Below are 15,490 nucleotides of genomic sequence, written 5' to 3' on the forward strand. Positions count from 1 at the left end.
ATTGTTGTGGGCAGTTTTTCTACTCCGAATATTTAATTTTTCTTTTAAAAATCCTGTCCTTCTTTCTCTTTCCGTTTGTCACTTTATAAATAGTCTCAGTTGTCCAGTTACCAAATTCGTCATACTTTCTTTGATATTCGTAATTCTTTGAACTTACTAAGTCCCCATGTTCATTGAATATGTCGCCTTGTCGTGGGAAGTCTTTAGATTTAGTGAAATCAATAGTTGTAGAGTCTGATGAAAGAGTTTTTCCAATCTTATCTTTAACTGCTGTTAATGCTTTATTCGTTAAATAATTATATGTCGCCACTTCAATTCCATATAAATTTCCGTTACCGTCATACAACTCCAGTTTTAAGGGGTGTCCTTTCTCGTTGTTTGATAAGATGGCTTGTTGAATGGTTTGTCCCTTAGAGTTTCTGTCAGTCATACTAACCAAATAACCGTTAGAGTCATACTCGTAAGATGCTATTTCTAAAGAGTAACCAATTACTTTATTCCAACGCTCAAATTGTCGGGATATAGTTTTTTGTCCAAGTGAGTCAAATTTTCTTGTTAACCTGTCGGTAAGTTTGCCTTGGTCGTCAAATCTTTCCTCAGTCTGAACGAGATGATTATGATTTATCGTTTTCTTATTCTTCTTGATTTCTTGTCCTGAAGAGTTAATAAATATGTTCTCCTCTAATATTTCCTTGATTTCTTTATTTTCTCTAACGTCTTCTGGTCGGTTAAGATGTAGTGCTGTATAAATATTCTGTCCTAGTAATGAACTTGCCGTCAGAAGTAGTGTAATAAATAGTCCGTATTTCATAGTGTGATTAATCGTCCCGAAAAATTGCCCACAACGGTTAGGCTTGCAGAAGGCGGGCAATTAAAAACCTACGCCTTCTCCCACGTGATAAAATAAATGAAACGCACTGAACTTTCCTAACGCACACTCCGCCCGCTTTTCTGCAAGCTAGTGTTATGGCCAGTTTGCAACCGAGCTTAGGTTTTAATATCGGCCCTAGCAAAAGAAAATATCGTCCACCGAGAAGTCTCGCGAGCAATTCGTCCAGCGAAAGAGTTTGGTCGTCCGCCAGAAAGTGTCGTTAAGAGTTGTCGCGCGAGAATGGGTCGACCGATTGTAAATGTTTCGGAGTCGGGTCGTTAACGAGCAAAAAAAGTCCACAAAGAAAAAAGTTTAAACAAGTGCGGCTTTGATTTTTAGATTTCCGGTCAGTCGTTTGAAGAAAAGTCCGCGTAATGTTTATGAATTGTTAGCGAGCAGAAGTCAGTCGTCTATTAATTTGGCGGCACCGAAATTCTGGAGGAGCACTCGTCCCGCAAATTGGCCATAACGATTTGGCTTGCAGAAGGCGGGCAATTAAAACCTGCGCCTTCTCCCGCGTGATAAAATAAATGAAACGCACTGAACTTTCCTAACGCACACTCCGCCCGCTTTTCTGCAAGCTAGTGTTATGGCCAGTTTGCAACCGAGCTTAGGGTTTCAATGTCGACCGAACAAAAGAAAATATCGTCCACCGAGAATTCTCGCGAGCAAGTCGTCCAGCGGAAAAGTTTGGTCGTCCGCCAGAAATTGTCGTTAAGAGTTGTCGTGCGCGAACAGGTTGTCCGATTGCAAATGATTCCTAGGCGGGTCGTCAACGTTCAAAAGTGTCCCAAGGGAAAAAGTCTACAACTGTAACGAATTTGGTTCCTCAAATTTTCCGTCAGTCGTTTGAAGAAAAGTACGCGTAATGTTTATGAATTGTCAGCGAGCAAAAGTCAGTCGTTTACTAATTTGTCGTCACCGAAATTTCGGATGCACACTCGTCCCGCAAATTGGCCATAACGTTTAGCTTATTGCTGGCGGGCAATTAAAACCTGCGCCCTGTCCAACGAGATAAAGATAAATAAAGAACCACACACTTCAATGACCCACAGTCCCGCCCGCTTGCAATAAGCTTTTGTTGTGGGCAGGCTATTCACAGGTCATTTACTATTAATTGTCCCTTTACCCATTCAATCAATTGAACGTTTTTAAAGTCAAACCATTTTTGTCGGTAGAGTCCAGAATTATCAATGGTCAATTTGAAGTTTGCAAATGGTTTTGGTCGTCTCAATGCCTCTTCAAGTCTGTCACGAAGTGGTAAGTTGTCGATCGTGTTTATAAATTTTTCCAGTAGTCGAAATGATTCATGGCTATCCATTTTTTCGATTTCTACATAACTGTCAAAATTGTTTTCGATTTCTTCATTTGCCTCGTCCCACCATTCTGAATCGCTGTCGGGATTGTTTATTGTATCAGGAGTCGTCACAATTGCTTTTTTCTCCTTGTGAACAAAACACCTTAATCCAGAGTCCAAGGCGTCTGCGAGTTCGTTTATTTGTTCGTCAGTCATTAGTTGTTGAAGTTGCACGCTAGCTTGCCCACAACGATTAGGCTTGCAGAAGGCGGGCAATTGAAAACCTGCGCCTTCTCCCACGTGATAAAATAAATGAAACGCACTGAACTTTCCTAACGCACAGTCCGCCCGCTTTTCTGCAAGCCTGTGTTATGGCCAGTTTGCAACCGAGCTGAAGGTTTTAGTTTCGACCGTGCAAAAGGAAAAATATCCACCGATAAGTTTTGCGAACAAGTCGTCCAGCGAAAGAATTTGGTCGTCCGCCAGAAAGTGTCGTTAAGAGTTGTCGCGCGCGAACGTGTCGTCCGATTGCAAATTTTTCCGAGTCGAGTCGTTAACGAGCAAAAAAAGTCCACAAAGAGAAAAGTTTAAACAAGTGCGGCTTTGATTTTTAAATTTCCGGTCAGTCGTTTGAAGAAAAGTCCGCGTAATGTTTATGAATTGTCAACGAGCAGAAGTAAGTCGTCTACTAATTAGTCGTCAGCGAAATTGGGGACGCACCCTCGTCCCGCAAATTGGCCATAACGTTTAGCTTGTGGCAGGCGGGCAATTAAAACCTGCGCCCTGTCCACTGTGATAAAGATAAATAAAGAACTACAAACTTCAATGACGCACAGTCCCGCCCGCTTGCCACAAGCTTTTGTTGGCGGTAGTTTTTTCTACTCGAAATAATAAACTCTTGAGTCAAACCATTTCCAAGTATAGGGTTCAGGTCCTAAGTATTTATATCCGATGTCAATCATTGTCGGCTTAATTTGTTTGAAGTTGAATTGCTCGAATTGCATAATTTCAAATTTCCTGTTGTCCGCGAGATAAATAATTAGCTGCTTAAATGTCCCAATTCTATATTCAATTCTTGAGTCACTAAATCCCTTTATATTCTCTTTCTTAATTCTCTCCGTTTTGAGTTTTAAAATGTCCGTTACTATCAATTGAGAATTTGTCACCGAGTAAATTTTAGAATTCTTAAAAAGTCCCTTAAGTGGAATATAAAAAAGAGTCCCAACAATAGGTACTCCTATTATGAAAATCCAAATTGCTCTTGTCGTGTCTGTCCCGTAATTGGTGAAACACACATAAAATATTCTTGTCAGTAGAGCACCTGCTGCAACTGTCCAAATGAACCTAACTAAGGGAATTATCGGATTAAATTTTACTTTAAATGTGTCCATGCTGTCCGAAAAAATTACCGCCAACGTTTCGGGGCTTGGCGAAGTGGGGGAAATCGAAGCACAAATGTTCAATAAACCACAAATGTTGATAGAAGTACGAATGTTCAAATTTAGCACTTCTGCCCCCATTTTGCCAAACCCTTGTTAGCGGTAGTTTTTATTTGTATGCTTGTTTTAACGTTCCTTTCAAATTTACAAATTGTCCGTTTGGCAATGTAACATTTGAATACACAATTTCATTTTCATAGTCTTGAACTTGGGTAATTGTCTTGCCATTTTCTTCTTTCCAAGTTACTTGAAATAGTTGTGGTCTTAGTTCTACCATTTTCGTTTCAACAGTTTCACTTATGTTAACAGCGTTACCATTTTGTTCTATAATAGTAAATGTTAGCGAAGTGTCACTATGAATATCCAAAGTAGCCTTTGCCATTCCCAAGTCAATTTTAAATTTGTTGCCTATTATATTCATTTTTATTTGTTTATGCTAATACGTTGAGTTTGTTTAACCATTCTTGAACTTCAAATTTATTGTTTTTTGAATAGTCAAGAAGTTCAGCCTTCTGTACGATTTTATATTCGTCAAGTTCTTCGTTTAATTCTATTTGTCCTTTTGCAGTAATGTGATAAGCTATTACAATTTGGTTTGCTTTCGGAAAAGGGAATACACCAAGAAAATTTGTTTCAATTGTGTCAAGTCCAAGTTCTTCTTTTGTTTCTCGTTGAGAGGCTAATTCTGGTGTTTCGTCTGCTTCTAAAAAGCCTGTAATAATTGAAAAAATTCCTTTTGGTGCTAGCTTATTGTGAGCTAAAACAATTCCTTTGTCTGTTTCAACAACAATTCCAACAACTGGTATTGGATTATTCCAATAAATAAATCCACAACTATTGTCAATGCAACAAAGTCGTTCTTTTTGGTCAATTACTTTTTTGGTAAGTATCTTACCACATTTTGTACAGTATTTCATTGTCTGTCTGTGTCGTTTATAAAATTACCGCTAACGTTTGTGTTTGCGCAGTGGTGCGGTTTCGAAGCCGCGTCCTGTCCCCGACACAAAAACGTGGAACGAAGATATAAACTTTGGGCTACACGTCAACGCACCATTGCGCAAACATTTTGTTGGCTGCCGTTTTCTTACCGACTCTCAATAATTTCAATTATCTGGTCAGCTAAGTCCTTGTCAAAATAAGTGTCTGTCCCCGTGTTAGCTAAATATGAAATGACAATATTTTTCTTTGGATAAATTAACAGATGGGAACTATATGACGGAGCTGTCCCAGAATGATGGATCATTATTTCGCCTTCGCTATCTGTGTCGACAAACCAGCCTAAACTATAACCCGTACTCTCATTGGTCTTAGTGGTCTGAGTTGTCAGAAGTAATTGGAAAGTTTCCTTTTTAAGGATGTCGCCATTTAGCAGGGCTGTCCCAAATTTGATTAAATCCTCTGCCGTGGATACAATTCCTCCTGATGGCCATTTGTAACTTAAATTATCTTCGGGACTCTTTACCCTTTGAATATCTTTTAAAAAGTAATATTCACTTTCGTTTTCAATTTTCTTATTTGCCCGTGCACCATACGTGTACTTCATTTGAGAAGGAACTATAATATTTGATTGAAGGTAATCCAAGTAGTTCATTCCAGAAGCTCCTTCAATTACTGCTCCTAATAAATTGAATCCATAGGAAGAATAGTAAAAACTTGTACCCGGTTCAAAAAGAAGGGAATCATCTCTAAATGTTTCTATTGATTCAGTTACGGATTTGTATTGTTTGTCCCTATAAAAATCTTCGTTGTCTGTGTAATGTCTGATTCCACTTGTATTTCCTAAGAGTTCAAGGCTGTTTATATTCCATTTTTTTTGTGGAAATGAGGGAACATAAGTTTGTACAGCCTCATTTAAATTTAATTTCCCGTCCTCCATAAGTTTCAAAGCCGCAACAGAAGTTAACGTCTTGGAAACACTTGCAATTCGAAATGGTGTTTCATTTGTTGCTTTAATTTTTTTGTCTAGATCTGAGTATCCAAATGCTTTTGAGATTTCAAGTTTTCCATTAACCGAAACTGCAAGTTGAGCACCAGGTATATCATATTGATTCTGATAATTTTCGATTAGGCAAATTATTTTTTCGGTAGGCGATAAGTCTTTGTCACACTTGAATGACTTTTTCTTTCTCGCCTTATTTCCATTTCTAATAAATTGTTCTTCAATTGCACCTTCTCTTTCTAAATCAGCGATTATCTGTGTAGTCAGCGGAACAACATTAAAATTCTTCCAGAAGTCAGGATTGTATTGCGTCATTTGATCATCAATGGCTGCTCCAAACTTTGTCATTAGTTTTGAAGGATCGGGTTTCGTTGTGTTTCTTGCAACAATCTGATTTACTCGCAATTCACGCAACCAACTGCTATTTTCATAAATTGATTTTGTTGCAGTGTTGTACTTATCATAGTCCCAGAGCGCAGAAAGATAATCGGGGTAGTATTTTTCCTCAAAGCGTTTATAAATATTTATCACTTTAAAGCGCCTTAGTCGAAATTGATGCGTTTTATCAATTGGTCCTGTGTATAGCTTTCCTCTCTCAGCATACCAATCCTCCATCTCTATTCTGGTGATTGCATAATCTTCTTCATTGATATAGAAGGTATATTTCCTCTCAGGGAAAACTCCTGAGGTTATCACATATACATTTTTACCATTCTCTAGTCGAATGTCTTCAAACTTGTAATTGCTCTTTTTGAAATCAGAAAGCTTTATAAACCCTTCATTATTTGCTATGTAGTCAAGTCTGAGTATCTGGTTAAGTAAATTCTCCTCGTGAGCAAATCTTATTAGGTCAATTTTTCTAGTATCCAATAACTCAATCGTCTGATGATAATTATCTATCCCCTTTCCATACGCATTTAGGGCAACCTCAATTAAATGATCGTACTTGCCATTTACATTTCTCAAATCCCGATAGTATGCTTCTAGCTTGAACGGTTTGTTGTCATAATTTCGCGTTCTATTTTCAATAACTTTTTTTATGATGTCATTTGGCACTAACTTTTTTGCCCTTACCGTAACTTCGTCTAGTGAATATGTCTTTGGATCTAATCTTACTTCTTGCTTGTCAATAAAATTAAGCACAGGTACAAATACGGATTCATAACCAATCATTGAAAACCTTATTGTATCATTTTTGTCAAGCTCATTGAATATGAGTCTGAATCGTCCGTCCGAATTAGTATTTGTCCCAATTCCTTTTTTGACAACTCCAATAGTTACTAATTCTATCGGTGTACCAGTTGTTTTGTCTACAACAGTCCCCGAAATGACATTTTGAGAGTTACCGACTATGGGAATAATCAGTACAAGAAAAAATAGTCTGATGGTCATTTTATTTTTTTTGTGATAACAACGGCTCACTTGTGTCGGAATTGTCCATGTTGTCTAGTCGTCCCCGAAAATGGCAGCCAACGTTTTGCCGCTTTGCGAAGGCGGGGATTTCCAGCACTAAACTTCATTAGATGCACAAAGCTTGAATTTAGCACTTCACTTTCATAGAAGCACCAAACCCCCGCTTTTGCAAAACGGCTGTTAGCTGCTGGTGTTTTAAATTTCATTTTCCGACAAGTCCTTAGCCAAACTTGCAATTTTAAGTTTTCGGTTTCTAATTACATAGTTTAAATCAGATGTGTTGTCAATCATTAATTGTCTATTATAATAATTGATGTGTTCAAGAATGCCAAAAACGTTTGCAATGATTGCCCAAAATATCAAATTCTCTGTTTTCACTTCCCAATTGTTAAAATATAGCTGGATAATAAATACTAACGGAATTAAACCTATCATAAAAAGGTTGTTTTTTTTCGATTTTCTAAAAAATATTAGATTCTTGTTTTGGTCAAATGGCTTTCCTGTAAGCCTATTAAGTTTTAGCTTCCAATAATGTTGTCCTTGAAACAATATGAAAATGCACAGAACTAAGCCATATAAAATAAATATTATATCAAGAAATGAATTAGTAAAGAGCAAATAGATTGCAATTAATGGGAAAGTAATAAATGCGTGCATCCGTTCCATTGGATAATACCAATTTAATCGTTTTATTAAATCTTTTTTTGTCATTTTTCTGTTTTTATTTATTGTCAGTTTGTACACTTGCAGCTAACGTTTGTGTTTGCGCAGTGGTGGGACTTTGAAACGCTTCACTGTCCCACGTGACAAAACGTTGAACGAAGATAGCACTTTGAGCTTACACTAAACCCCACCATTGCGCAAACATTTTGTTGGGCGCTGTAATTACTTTTTCTGTCTCTTACTTACAGTTTCAAAAATGTCAGTCGTTGATGATTTAACACTCGTAATTAGTAAACAACTTAGCGGATTCATACATGTCCACATGTCACCGTAACTATTCATGTCACCGTTACCCTGCTTTTCAAATAATACTTTTGAATCTTTGTTCGCAAATAATATAGTCGTGACATTCATGGTCAACAGTCCATTGTCCAGCTTGTTGGTATGAATGTCTTTGTAACTAACCACATAGTCCGCTTTGTAATTGTCCGCAATATCTTTTAAGTTTTTTGATTTCAAGTCCCGCGCTCTTACAACTTGAAAAGTCGAATTAGGAGGATACTCATTGAAGTACATTTGAAGAACGGAGTATGAGTAATCCGGGATTGTTTCAAAATATTTAAATTTCTTGACTTCTTGCTCTGATTGTTTGGCTACTTTGATTTTTTCCTCATACTCCTTTTTCATTTTCTGATCATCAGTATAATTCACGAAGCGTTCCATTTGTTTAATGGTGTTATAATACATTTTCAGATAATCTGCCTGAACGGTGTCCACGAAGATTTTCAGTCCCTCGTCTATTATTGCAGTGTCAGGTGAAACGATTATCATTTTGAATGGTCGAAAGTTACTTCTCTGTCCGAATGAAAAATTGCTTGATAGGAAAAGGAGGATTACAAAAAAATGTCTCATATAGGAGAATTGTTATCAAAAAGTAATTATTGCGCCCAACGTTTGTGTTTGCGCAGTGGTGCGGTTTCAAAGCCGCGTCCTGTCCCCGACACCAAACGTGGAACGAAGATAAAAACTTTGGGCTACACGTCAACGCACCATTGCGCAAACATTTTGTTGGCGGCTGGGCATCTCGTCACTAGTTACTGTTTAGTCCAAATGAGTTTGTCCCCAATTTATTTTTAAAAAGTCGTTCTTTCTCAATTGCTTGGTCTGCCGTTATTGTCTTTGGTAAAATCATTAAAATTGAAAACTGAAAGTTCTCGGCATAGCCGTCTTTCTTTAGAATCAATTCTTTCAATTGCTTGTTTCCACCATGTCCGTTTGTCGAAACATAGGAATTCCATCGTCCCCAAATACCCTCTTCTCCGTAAGCTGACCCAACGTAAAGTTTACCAGTCTTCGAGTCACTTATTAGGTATATTCCTTTTGCTCCAGAAAGCATTCTTTTCCAGTCGTTGTACCCGTTTGTGACAATTTCTTTTAGCTCATTGAAGTTCAAAATGAAGTCAGAGTAGTCAGTGAAATGCTTGTAGTGAAGTCCCGGGTGTATTTCAATAACTTCCATTTCGTTTTTAATCCACTGATGCCAAGAAATAGCATTGCTCCATTTTACGATAACTCTTTCTTTTAAATCATCGAAATTTAGTATTTCTTCGAAGTCGTATTCAATGTTATAAGGAGTGTCAATAACACTCACTTGCACTTTTGGTAGATGTCGGCAGCGTAAAACTTTATAGACTCCTACAAACCTTGAAAGAAGTCCTTCTTCTCCAATAAAAGAAACTATGTAGTCAACACCATTAAAGACTTCTTTAGCTTGTTGCTGTTGGTACTTTAAGAATATTTCTCGTTTTGTTCTGTAAGCGTTATAGAGGTCAATTCTTGAATCTTTATGTCTTACAAGTTTGATTCTTGATTGTCTGTCGAGTCCGCGATTGAACAATAACTCCTGAATTGTTATCATCTGCTTGTCCGTCTAAATTTGTACACACTTTGTCATGCCTTGCCGCCAACGTTTGTGTTTGCGCAGTGGTGGGCTTTCGAAGCCGCCACTGTCCGCGTGGGCAAACGTTGAACGAAGATAACACTTATAGCTTGCACGTCACCCCACCATTGCGCAAACATTTTGTTGGCGGTAGTACCATCTCTGACTGTTTACTAATCTGCCAGTTCGTTGAGTCTTGGTTGAATGAACCAAACTCCAAGTGGAACCATCCATATTAGAAATGCCTCTACGGCATATTCGTTAATCTTTGCAAGTCGTCCCAATTCAATTGTTTTAAGTGTCTTAGCTGCGAATAACACAGAATAAACCATTAGTCCCAAATAGATTGGAACTCCGGTGAATACTAAGATTAAAAAGTCGTCACCACTCAAAAAATTTTCATTTTCTGTTAACCAGAAAATAAAAATTAAGAGTGTCAGCGCCAATAGAAATGCAACTCTAAATCTCCAAAGTCGGAAGTTGTGTCCAACGGGCAATAGCTTATAGAGTCCATTTGGAATTGTCCAAATCCAGCTAAACACTGTCGAAACAGTTATCATTCCTACTATTACGTCAGCGTACCCAGTTTGTCCGTGTCCAGAAACACCTAAGATGTCAGCCAAGATTGGTACTCCAATCGTCAACAAAAATAATTGCCAGTGTTTAAGTCGAAGAATAAATTTCATTTGTCCTATGTTTTCTCTGTCGAGGTATTACCGCCAACGGTTAGGCTTGCAGAAGGCGGGCAATTAAAAACCTGCGCCTTCTCCCACGAGATAAAATAAATGAAACGCACTGAACTTTCCTAACGCACAGTCCGCCCGCTTTTCTGCAAGCCTGTGTTATGGCCAGTTTGCAACCGAGCTTAGGGTTTTAGTGTCGACCGTGAAAAAGGAAAAATGTCCACCGATAAGTTTTGCGAGCAAGTCGTCCAGCGCAAGAGTTTTGGTCGTCCGCCAGAAAGTGTCATTAAGAGTTGTCGCGCGAGAATGGGTCGTCCGATTGCAGATAATTCCGAGACGGGTCGTCAACGAGAAAAAGCGTCCGCAAGAAAAGGGTTTAAAAAGGTGTCTTTGATTTTTTAAATTTTCCGTCAGTCGTTTGAAGCAAAGTCCTCGGAAAGTTTATGAATTGTCAGCGAGCAGAAGTCAGTCGGCATTTGTCGTCACCGAAATTGGGGATGCACACTCGTCCCGCAAATTGGCCATAACGTGAGTATTTGCGTTCGAGCGGGGCTTCCGAAGCCACGCCTTGTCCCCGACAACGAACGCATTAAAGATACGAAAACGTTGGATTACGCGTCAACCCCGCTTGACGCAAATACATTGTTATGCACATGTGCCGCAGTCGACCGTTACTTAACCACACGGATGCCAGTGCTTTGGTTGCGTGTTGGCATGTGTGGCACTGGCATTGGTGTGGTGGGCCACGAAACCTAGTCCACGTTTTCTATTCATATCTCAAACTGTCGATCGGATTTGTGCTTGCAGATTTTACTGTCTTTACACTTATTGTCAGAGTCGTCAGCAGTACAAGGATCAAAACTGGAACTAAAAACAGTGATGCATTTATAGGCATTTGATACGCATATGTCTGCAGCCATTTTTTAATCATTTCATAGCCTACAGGAAGTCCAATGGCACATCCAATTATTACCAACTTGACATAGTCTTTTGATAGAAGTGAAACAATACTAAATGAAGAGGCTCCAAGTACCTTTCTTATTCCAATCTCTTTGGTTTTACGGTTAACGGTATACAATGACAATCCGAACAAACCCAAAAATGAAACAACAACAGCCAGAAATGTTAATACGCCTACTATCATTCCAATTTGCTTGACCGTTGTGTACTGCATGTCAAATTTTTCATCTAAGAAATAATAACTGAATATGTTGTCCGGATAAGTTTCTCTCCATTGTTTTTCAATAGTTGAGATTGTACTTGTAAAATTCTGACCAGCAAGTTTGATCGCATAAGCTGGATTTTTGGGATAACCCTGCATATATAATAGAGGCTGAAGCTGATGCTGTAGCGATCTAACGTGATAATTTTTTATTACTCCGATGACTTCAAATCGTCTGCTTCCAATAAAGATAATTTTTCCTATAGCATCTTCTACTCCCTTAAATCCAAACATTTTGGTAGCCTCTTCATTAATCAACATTGCTTTCCTATCGCTTTCAAGGTCTGGATTGAAGTTTCGCCCAGTCAACAACGCCAAATTAAAAACGCCCAGAAACTCAGTCCCTATGCTTACTATACGACTACTATAACGGTAAGGAGCATTCTCCTCATTCAATGTAATATCAGCTCTATGCCAATCAATTTCAGACCCGGGAAAACTTGAGGCATATGTAACGCCATTCACCGAGGGTAATCGAAGAACTTCGTTTTTAAACGGCTCGTATTTATTGACCGTTGTTGCATCCGTTAGTACGGGCGAATCTATAATTAAAGTTTGCTCCAATGAGATTCCGAGACTTTGACTCCGGATAAAGTCAATTTGCTTTTGAATAGCAAAAATTGCTGTAATCAGTATTAACGATACGGTGAGTTGAGTTACTACCAACACTTTTCTTAGTGTTGAGCGTTCAGTGAATTCGTTGAGTTTTCCCTTTATAGATTGAAGCGGTTTAAATGACGAAAGAAAAATAGCTGGGTACAGCCCTGACATCACAACTCCAGCTACCAATGCGGCCAATAGAAACAAGTAAACCTGCGGTATCTCTAGAATTAATTCGGAAGATGGTATCTTGAAGTAAGTCGCTGCCAGTGGCCAAACAATCACGAACAACAAAATCGCACACAAAAACGAAATTGTATTAAAGACAAATGATTCAGTAAGGAATCGGAAAATCAGTTGCTTCCTACTGGCTCCGATAAGTTTACGAATGCCCACCTCCTTCATGCTTTCCAAAAGTCTAGCAGTAGAAAGGCTTATGTAGTTGAACCATGCCAACATCAAAACAACCAAACCTAATCCAAGAAAGAAATTTACCATTGTTGCTTTGCCACTTCCATCCAAAGCGTGCAAGCGGATGTCACCAATGGGCTCTAATAAATACTTGTCGCCAGTATCGTCTTGATGATATTGTTTTACAATTTTTGCCAGTCCTTCCCTTAGGCGTTCAGGACTAGAATTGGGATTCAAGCGCAGATATGTAGTTACGTTGCTCCAAGCCCAGTTCTCATTCCATTCTTGTTCGTTTTTAGGTGGCAATACAATGTCAAACTGCTGATTAGCGTTTGCTGGGATATCTTCAAAAACGCCATCTACAACATATAGCCGCATTTCAATATTAGCACCAGGGAAACCAATCTCAAGAGATTTGCCGACAGCATCAGCGTTGCCAAAATATTTACTTGCGATGGACTTCGATATAATAATGGATTGAGCAGTTTTGAGAACTTTGAGATTATCACCAGAAAGAACATTGATTGCCAAAACGTCAACAATTGAGGGGTCAGCAAAGACAATACGACTCTCGAAATTTCTTATCTTCTCAATAGGGTTAGACACAACGGCTCCTTCTTTTGAACTAAGTCGCCCAACTGCCTCAATATCCGGAAGTGTTTGTTTAATAGCATAAGCCAGTCCCGATACCGTTCCCTTTGAAATTTCTTCAAAAACGCCATTAGAGGTATTGTAGAGATTTACACGGTATGTTCTGTCCGCATTCTTATTAAATTGTTCAAAGCTGTACTCGAACCAAACAAATTGAGTGATAAATAAACAAACTGTTAGTCCTGTAATTAATCCAATAAGATTTATAAGTGAGAATGATTTGTTTCTTGTCAGCTGACGAAAAACAATTTTGATATTATTAGCAATCATGGCAGGTTTATTGATGAGTGTCTATAAAACGTAATCTGGTCGTCCCAATTGTCCAATCGAGCGTGGCAAAGATTGGCTCTTTTGCTTGCTTTGGTGTCGCGCTGGAATGAGCGGCAAGCAAATGTGCCAATGCGGGAGGCCACTACTCTGTCCCGCGGCATTGTGCATAACGTTTAGCTTATTGCTGGCGGGCAATTAAAACCTGCGCCCTGTCCAACGAGATAAAGATAAATAAAGAACGACAAACTTCAATCACGCACTGTCCCGCCCGCTTGCAATAAGCTTTTGTTATGCACAGTACCAATCCCTAAACTATTCTTCGTCACAAAATCAATACTCGTAGTTTAGTCCGTCCCCTGATCTTTATCTTATTGCTTATCAACAATTTTGCAAGAAGTCCAACGCCAATTATAGATCCGCTCATCGCCATTGTGTTCCGGTTTAATTTTCCCGTATTGATGATGTCCAACGCTAGATAACCCGTCCCAGTTATAAATGATAGTTGAGCAATTTTATATCTTAACCACCATTTTGTCTTTTCGTCAATGTAAAGGCATTTGATTTCAGAAACTTTAACCTCGTAGCCTTGAAATACGATAACACTGTCTTTGAAATCAATAATTTGTCCAGTAATTTTTAATCTCCGTCCCTTTACTTGAAAAGAAATAACATCGCCTTTCTCATAAAATACGTTCTTGTTCTTATTCTTTTTCTGCAGCATTAAAAAACTTCTCTGCTCAGTTCTCTTTACCTTTTTATCCGTCCGCTGTGAAAGAGGGCAAGTGCTAAAAAGCAATGTCGCAAGTAATACAAGAAACGTCAATCTCATTCTCCAAGGTTTAGGTGACCTTCAGATGATGCATTGTCGGCAAGAATAGTTGAATAGTAACACTGTCAATATCAAGGGACGTCCACGGTATTGTGCATAACGTTTAGCTTATTGCTGGCGGGCAATTAAAACCTGCGCCTTGTCCAACGAGATAAAGATAAATAAAGAACAACAAACTTCAATGACGCACAGTCCCGCCCGCTTGCAATAAGCTTTTGTTGGCGGCTGGCCATTTCGTCTGCTCATCAGTCACGCGTTAAATTGTCCCAAGTGATGGTTGAGATGATAGACAACCAGGTTTGTCCATCGTGTTTTATCAATTTTGCCAAAGTACGGGTGTAAAGGATAGTCAAAGTCGTCAGGTAATTTTGAAAAGCCCGTAATATGCTTCTTTAAAATTTGCTTATCGTTTTCTAAGTCTGTCGGTGTCGTTCCGTCACCTTCAACTTGTCCGAGTCCTTTTGGTGTTGGAACTGGACGTCCAGTTTTAGCTAAGTTGATAATCTCAAGCGGGTCAACAGTGCCTTGTTCACCTAACGTCTTTGTCCCCAAAGCAATGCGTAACTGGTCAGTGCAATGACAAATCATTTGATTAGCTGTCATAAGTCCAAATGATGCTTTCTGCTCATTAGTTATTTTTTCAATACGTTGAAAAAGTATAGTAATTTGCTCTTCTGTCATTTCTCTTTAAATTTCTTGTCGCTACTGCACTTCGTCTGCGAGGTGTCCGAGGCTTGCCGCCAACGTGAGTATTTGCGTTCGAGCGGGGCTTCCGAAGCCACGCCTTGTCCCCGACACCGAACGCATTAAAGATACGAAAACGTGGATTACGCGTCAACCCCGCTTGACGCAAATACATTGTTGTGCACAGTTTTTTACAACCTCTTCTCTTATCTAATAGTTTATGACCAGTCTCGTTTTTGCATAATTGCTTTACAAGTTCTAGCTAGAAAAGATAGTCGATTCGCAACTGACCAGAAGTAACGTTGGAAGGTGTATACTTAATACGAAGTGAGTCGGAGTACTGATCCAGGAGTAATGTAGTATCTATTTTTCCTTTGTCAAAGTTAAGTTCGTTCAAAGTAAAATCTCCATTTATGTCCCCTTTAATATCTATTCTGACATTTGATGGACTTCTTTCTTTAGAGTAAATAACTTGTTCATAAGGTTTTGAAACATCTGGGATGTCAAAGCCACGTCTGCTGTCACACGAAAAGGAAAAGCTTATAATTGTTAGAAGCAATAGAATTCTTTTCATAAACA

The 15,490-nt window shown here is 38.8% G+C and carries 14 protein-coding genes; all 14 read right to left on the reverse strand.

What is annotated here, in order from left to right; all coding sequences use genetic code 11:
- Nucleotides 1-19 precede the first annotated feature (19 nt).
- Complete coding sequence (locus KA713_01450; GenBank protein ID UXE67299.1) at nucleotides 20-811, reverse strand: hypothetical protein; 792 nt, start codon at nucleotides 809-811, stop codon at nucleotides 20-22.
- Nucleotides 812-1,967: 1,156 nt separating this feature from the next.
- Nucleotides 1,968-2,384: a hypothetical protein gene (locus tag KA713_01455; GenBank protein UXE67300.1), complete on the reverse strand. Its 417-nt coding sequence runs from the start codon at nucleotides 2,382-2,384 to the stop codon at nucleotides 1,968-1,970.
- 662 nt (nucleotides 2,385-3,046) lie between these two features.
- Nucleotides 3,047-3,688: a hypothetical protein gene (locus KA713_01460; protein ID UXE67301.1), complete on the reverse strand. Its 642-nt coding sequence runs from the start codon at nucleotides 3,686-3,688 to the stop codon at nucleotides 3,047-3,049.
- 28 nt (nucleotides 3,689-3,716) lie between these two features.
- Nucleotides 3,717-4,028, reverse strand: a complete 312-nt coding sequence (locus KA713_01465; protein ID UXE67302.1) for a hypothetical protein — start codon at nucleotides 4,026-4,028, stop codon at nucleotides 3,717-3,719.
- A gap of 10 nt (nucleotides 4,029-4,038) precedes the next feature.
- Complete coding sequence (locus KA713_01470) at nucleotides 4,039-4,524, reverse strand: NUDIX domain-containing protein (GenBank protein UXE67303.1); 486 nt, start codon at nucleotides 4,522-4,524, stop codon at nucleotides 4,039-4,041.
- Between the two features lie 167 nt (nucleotides 4,525-4,691).
- A complete protein-coding gene (locus KA713_01475; GenBank protein UXE67304.1) occupies nucleotides 4,692-6,938 on the reverse strand; it encodes a serine hydrolase in 2,247 nt (748 codons plus the stop codon).
- Nucleotides 6,939-7,154: 216 nt separating this feature from the next.
- Nucleotides 7,155-7,670, reverse strand: coding sequence for a hypothetical protein (locus KA713_01480; protein ID UXE67305.1), 516 nt, complete (start codon nucleotides 7,668-7,670; stop codon nucleotides 7,155-7,157).
- Between the two features lie 174 nt (nucleotides 7,671-7,844).
- A complete protein-coding gene (locus tag KA713_01485) occupies nucleotides 7,845-8,534 on the reverse strand; it encodes a hypothetical protein (protein UXE67306.1) in 690 nt (229 codons plus the stop codon).
- A gap of 178 nt (nucleotides 8,535-8,712) precedes the next feature.
- Nucleotides 8,713-9,540: a GIY-YIG nuclease family protein gene (locus KA713_01490; protein UXE67307.1), complete on the reverse strand. Its 828-nt coding sequence runs from the start codon at nucleotides 9,538-9,540 to the stop codon at nucleotides 8,713-8,715.
- A 194-nt stretch (nucleotides 9,541-9,734) separates the two neighbouring features.
- Nucleotides 9,735-10,247 (reverse strand): hypothetical protein, encoded by a 513-nt coding sequence (locus tag KA713_01495; protein ID UXE67308.1) that lies wholly within the window; start codon nucleotides 10,245-10,247, stop codon nucleotides 9,735-9,737.
- 763 nt (nucleotides 10,248-11,010) lie between these two features.
- Nucleotides 11,011-13,398 (reverse strand): ABC transporter permease, encoded by a 2,388-nt coding sequence (locus KA713_01500; protein UXE67309.1) that lies wholly within the window; start codon nucleotides 13,396-13,398, stop codon nucleotides 11,011-11,013.
- A 322-nt stretch (nucleotides 13,399-13,720) separates the two neighbouring features.
- The gene (locus KA713_01505; protein UXE67310.1) at nucleotides 13,721-14,119 is read right to left on the reverse strand and encodes a hypothetical protein; all 399 of its coding nucleotides are present in this window, start codon (nucleotides 14,117-14,119) and stop codon (nucleotides 13,721-13,723) included.
- A 357-nt stretch (nucleotides 14,120-14,476) separates the two neighbouring features.
- Nucleotides 14,477-14,908, reverse strand: coding sequence for a DUF1569 domain-containing protein (locus KA713_01510; GenBank protein UXE67311.1), 432 nt, complete (start codon nucleotides 14,906-14,908; stop codon nucleotides 14,477-14,479).
- Nucleotides 14,909-15,173: 265 nt separating this feature from the next.
- Entirely contained in the window at nucleotides 15,174-15,485 is a 312-nt protein-coding gene (locus KA713_01515; protein ID UXE67312.1) for a hypothetical protein, read from the reverse strand.
- Nucleotides 15,486-15,490: the final 5 nt, after the last annotated feature.

It is taken from the genome of Chryseotalea sp. WA131a (assembly GCA_025370075.1).
In the GTDB taxonomy this organism is placed as follows: domain Bacteria; phylum Bacteroidota; class Bacteroidia; order Cytophagales; family Cyclobacteriaceae; genus ELB16-189.

Bases quoted from the DNA above. Each gene is read 5' to 3' on its own strand.
- KA713_01450 (UXE67299.1), bottom strand. From the start codon at position 811: ATGAAATACGGACTATTTATTACACTACTTCTGACGGCAAGTTCATTA.
- KA713_01455 (UXE67300.1), bottom strand. From the start codon at position 2,384: ATGACTGACGAACAAATAAACGAACTCGCAGACGCCTTGGACTCTGGA.
- KA713_01460 (UXE67301.1), bottom strand. From the start codon at position 3,688: ATGGGGGCAGAAGTGCTAAATTTGAACATTCGTACTTCTATCAACATT.
- KA713_01465 (UXE67302.1), bottom strand. From the start codon at position 4,028: ATGAATATAATAGGCAACAAATTTAAAATTGACTTGGGAATGGCAAAG.
- KA713_01470 (UXE67303.1), bottom strand. From the start codon at position 4,524: ATGAAATACTGTACAAAATGTGGTAAGATACTTACCAAAAAAGTAATT.
- KA713_01475 (UXE67304.1), bottom strand. From the start codon at position 6,938: ATGACCATCAGACTATTTTTTCTTGTACTGATTATTCCCATAGTCGGT.
- KA713_01480 (UXE67305.1), bottom strand. From the start codon at position 7,670: ATGACAAAAAAAGATTTAATAAAACGATTAAATTGGTATTATCCAATG.
- KA713_01485 (UXE67306.1), bottom strand. From the start codon at position 8,534: ATGAGACATTTTTTTGTAATCCTCCTTTTCCTATCAAGCAATTTTTCA.
- KA713_01490 (UXE67307.1), bottom strand. From the start codon at position 9,540: ATGATAACAATTCAGGAGTTATTGTTCAATCGCGGACTCGACAGACAA.
- KA713_01495 (UXE67308.1), bottom strand. From the start codon at position 10,247: ATGAAATTTATTCTTCGACTTAAACACTGGCAATTATTTTTGTTGACG.
- KA713_01500 (UXE67309.1), bottom strand. From the start codon at position 13,398: ATGATTGCTAATAATATCAAAATTGTTTTTCGTCAGCTGACAAGAAAC.
- KA713_01505 (UXE67310.1), bottom strand. From the start codon at position 14,119: ATGCTGCAGAAAAAGAATAAGAACAAGAACGTATTTTATGAGAAAGGC.
- KA713_01510 (UXE67311.1), bottom strand. From the start codon at position 14,908: ATGACAGAAGAGCAAATTACTATACTTTTTCAACGTATTGAAAAAATA.
- KA713_01515 (UXE67312.1), bottom strand. From the start codon at position 15,485: ATGAAAAGAATTCTATTGCTTCTAACAATTATAAGCTTTTCCTTTTCG.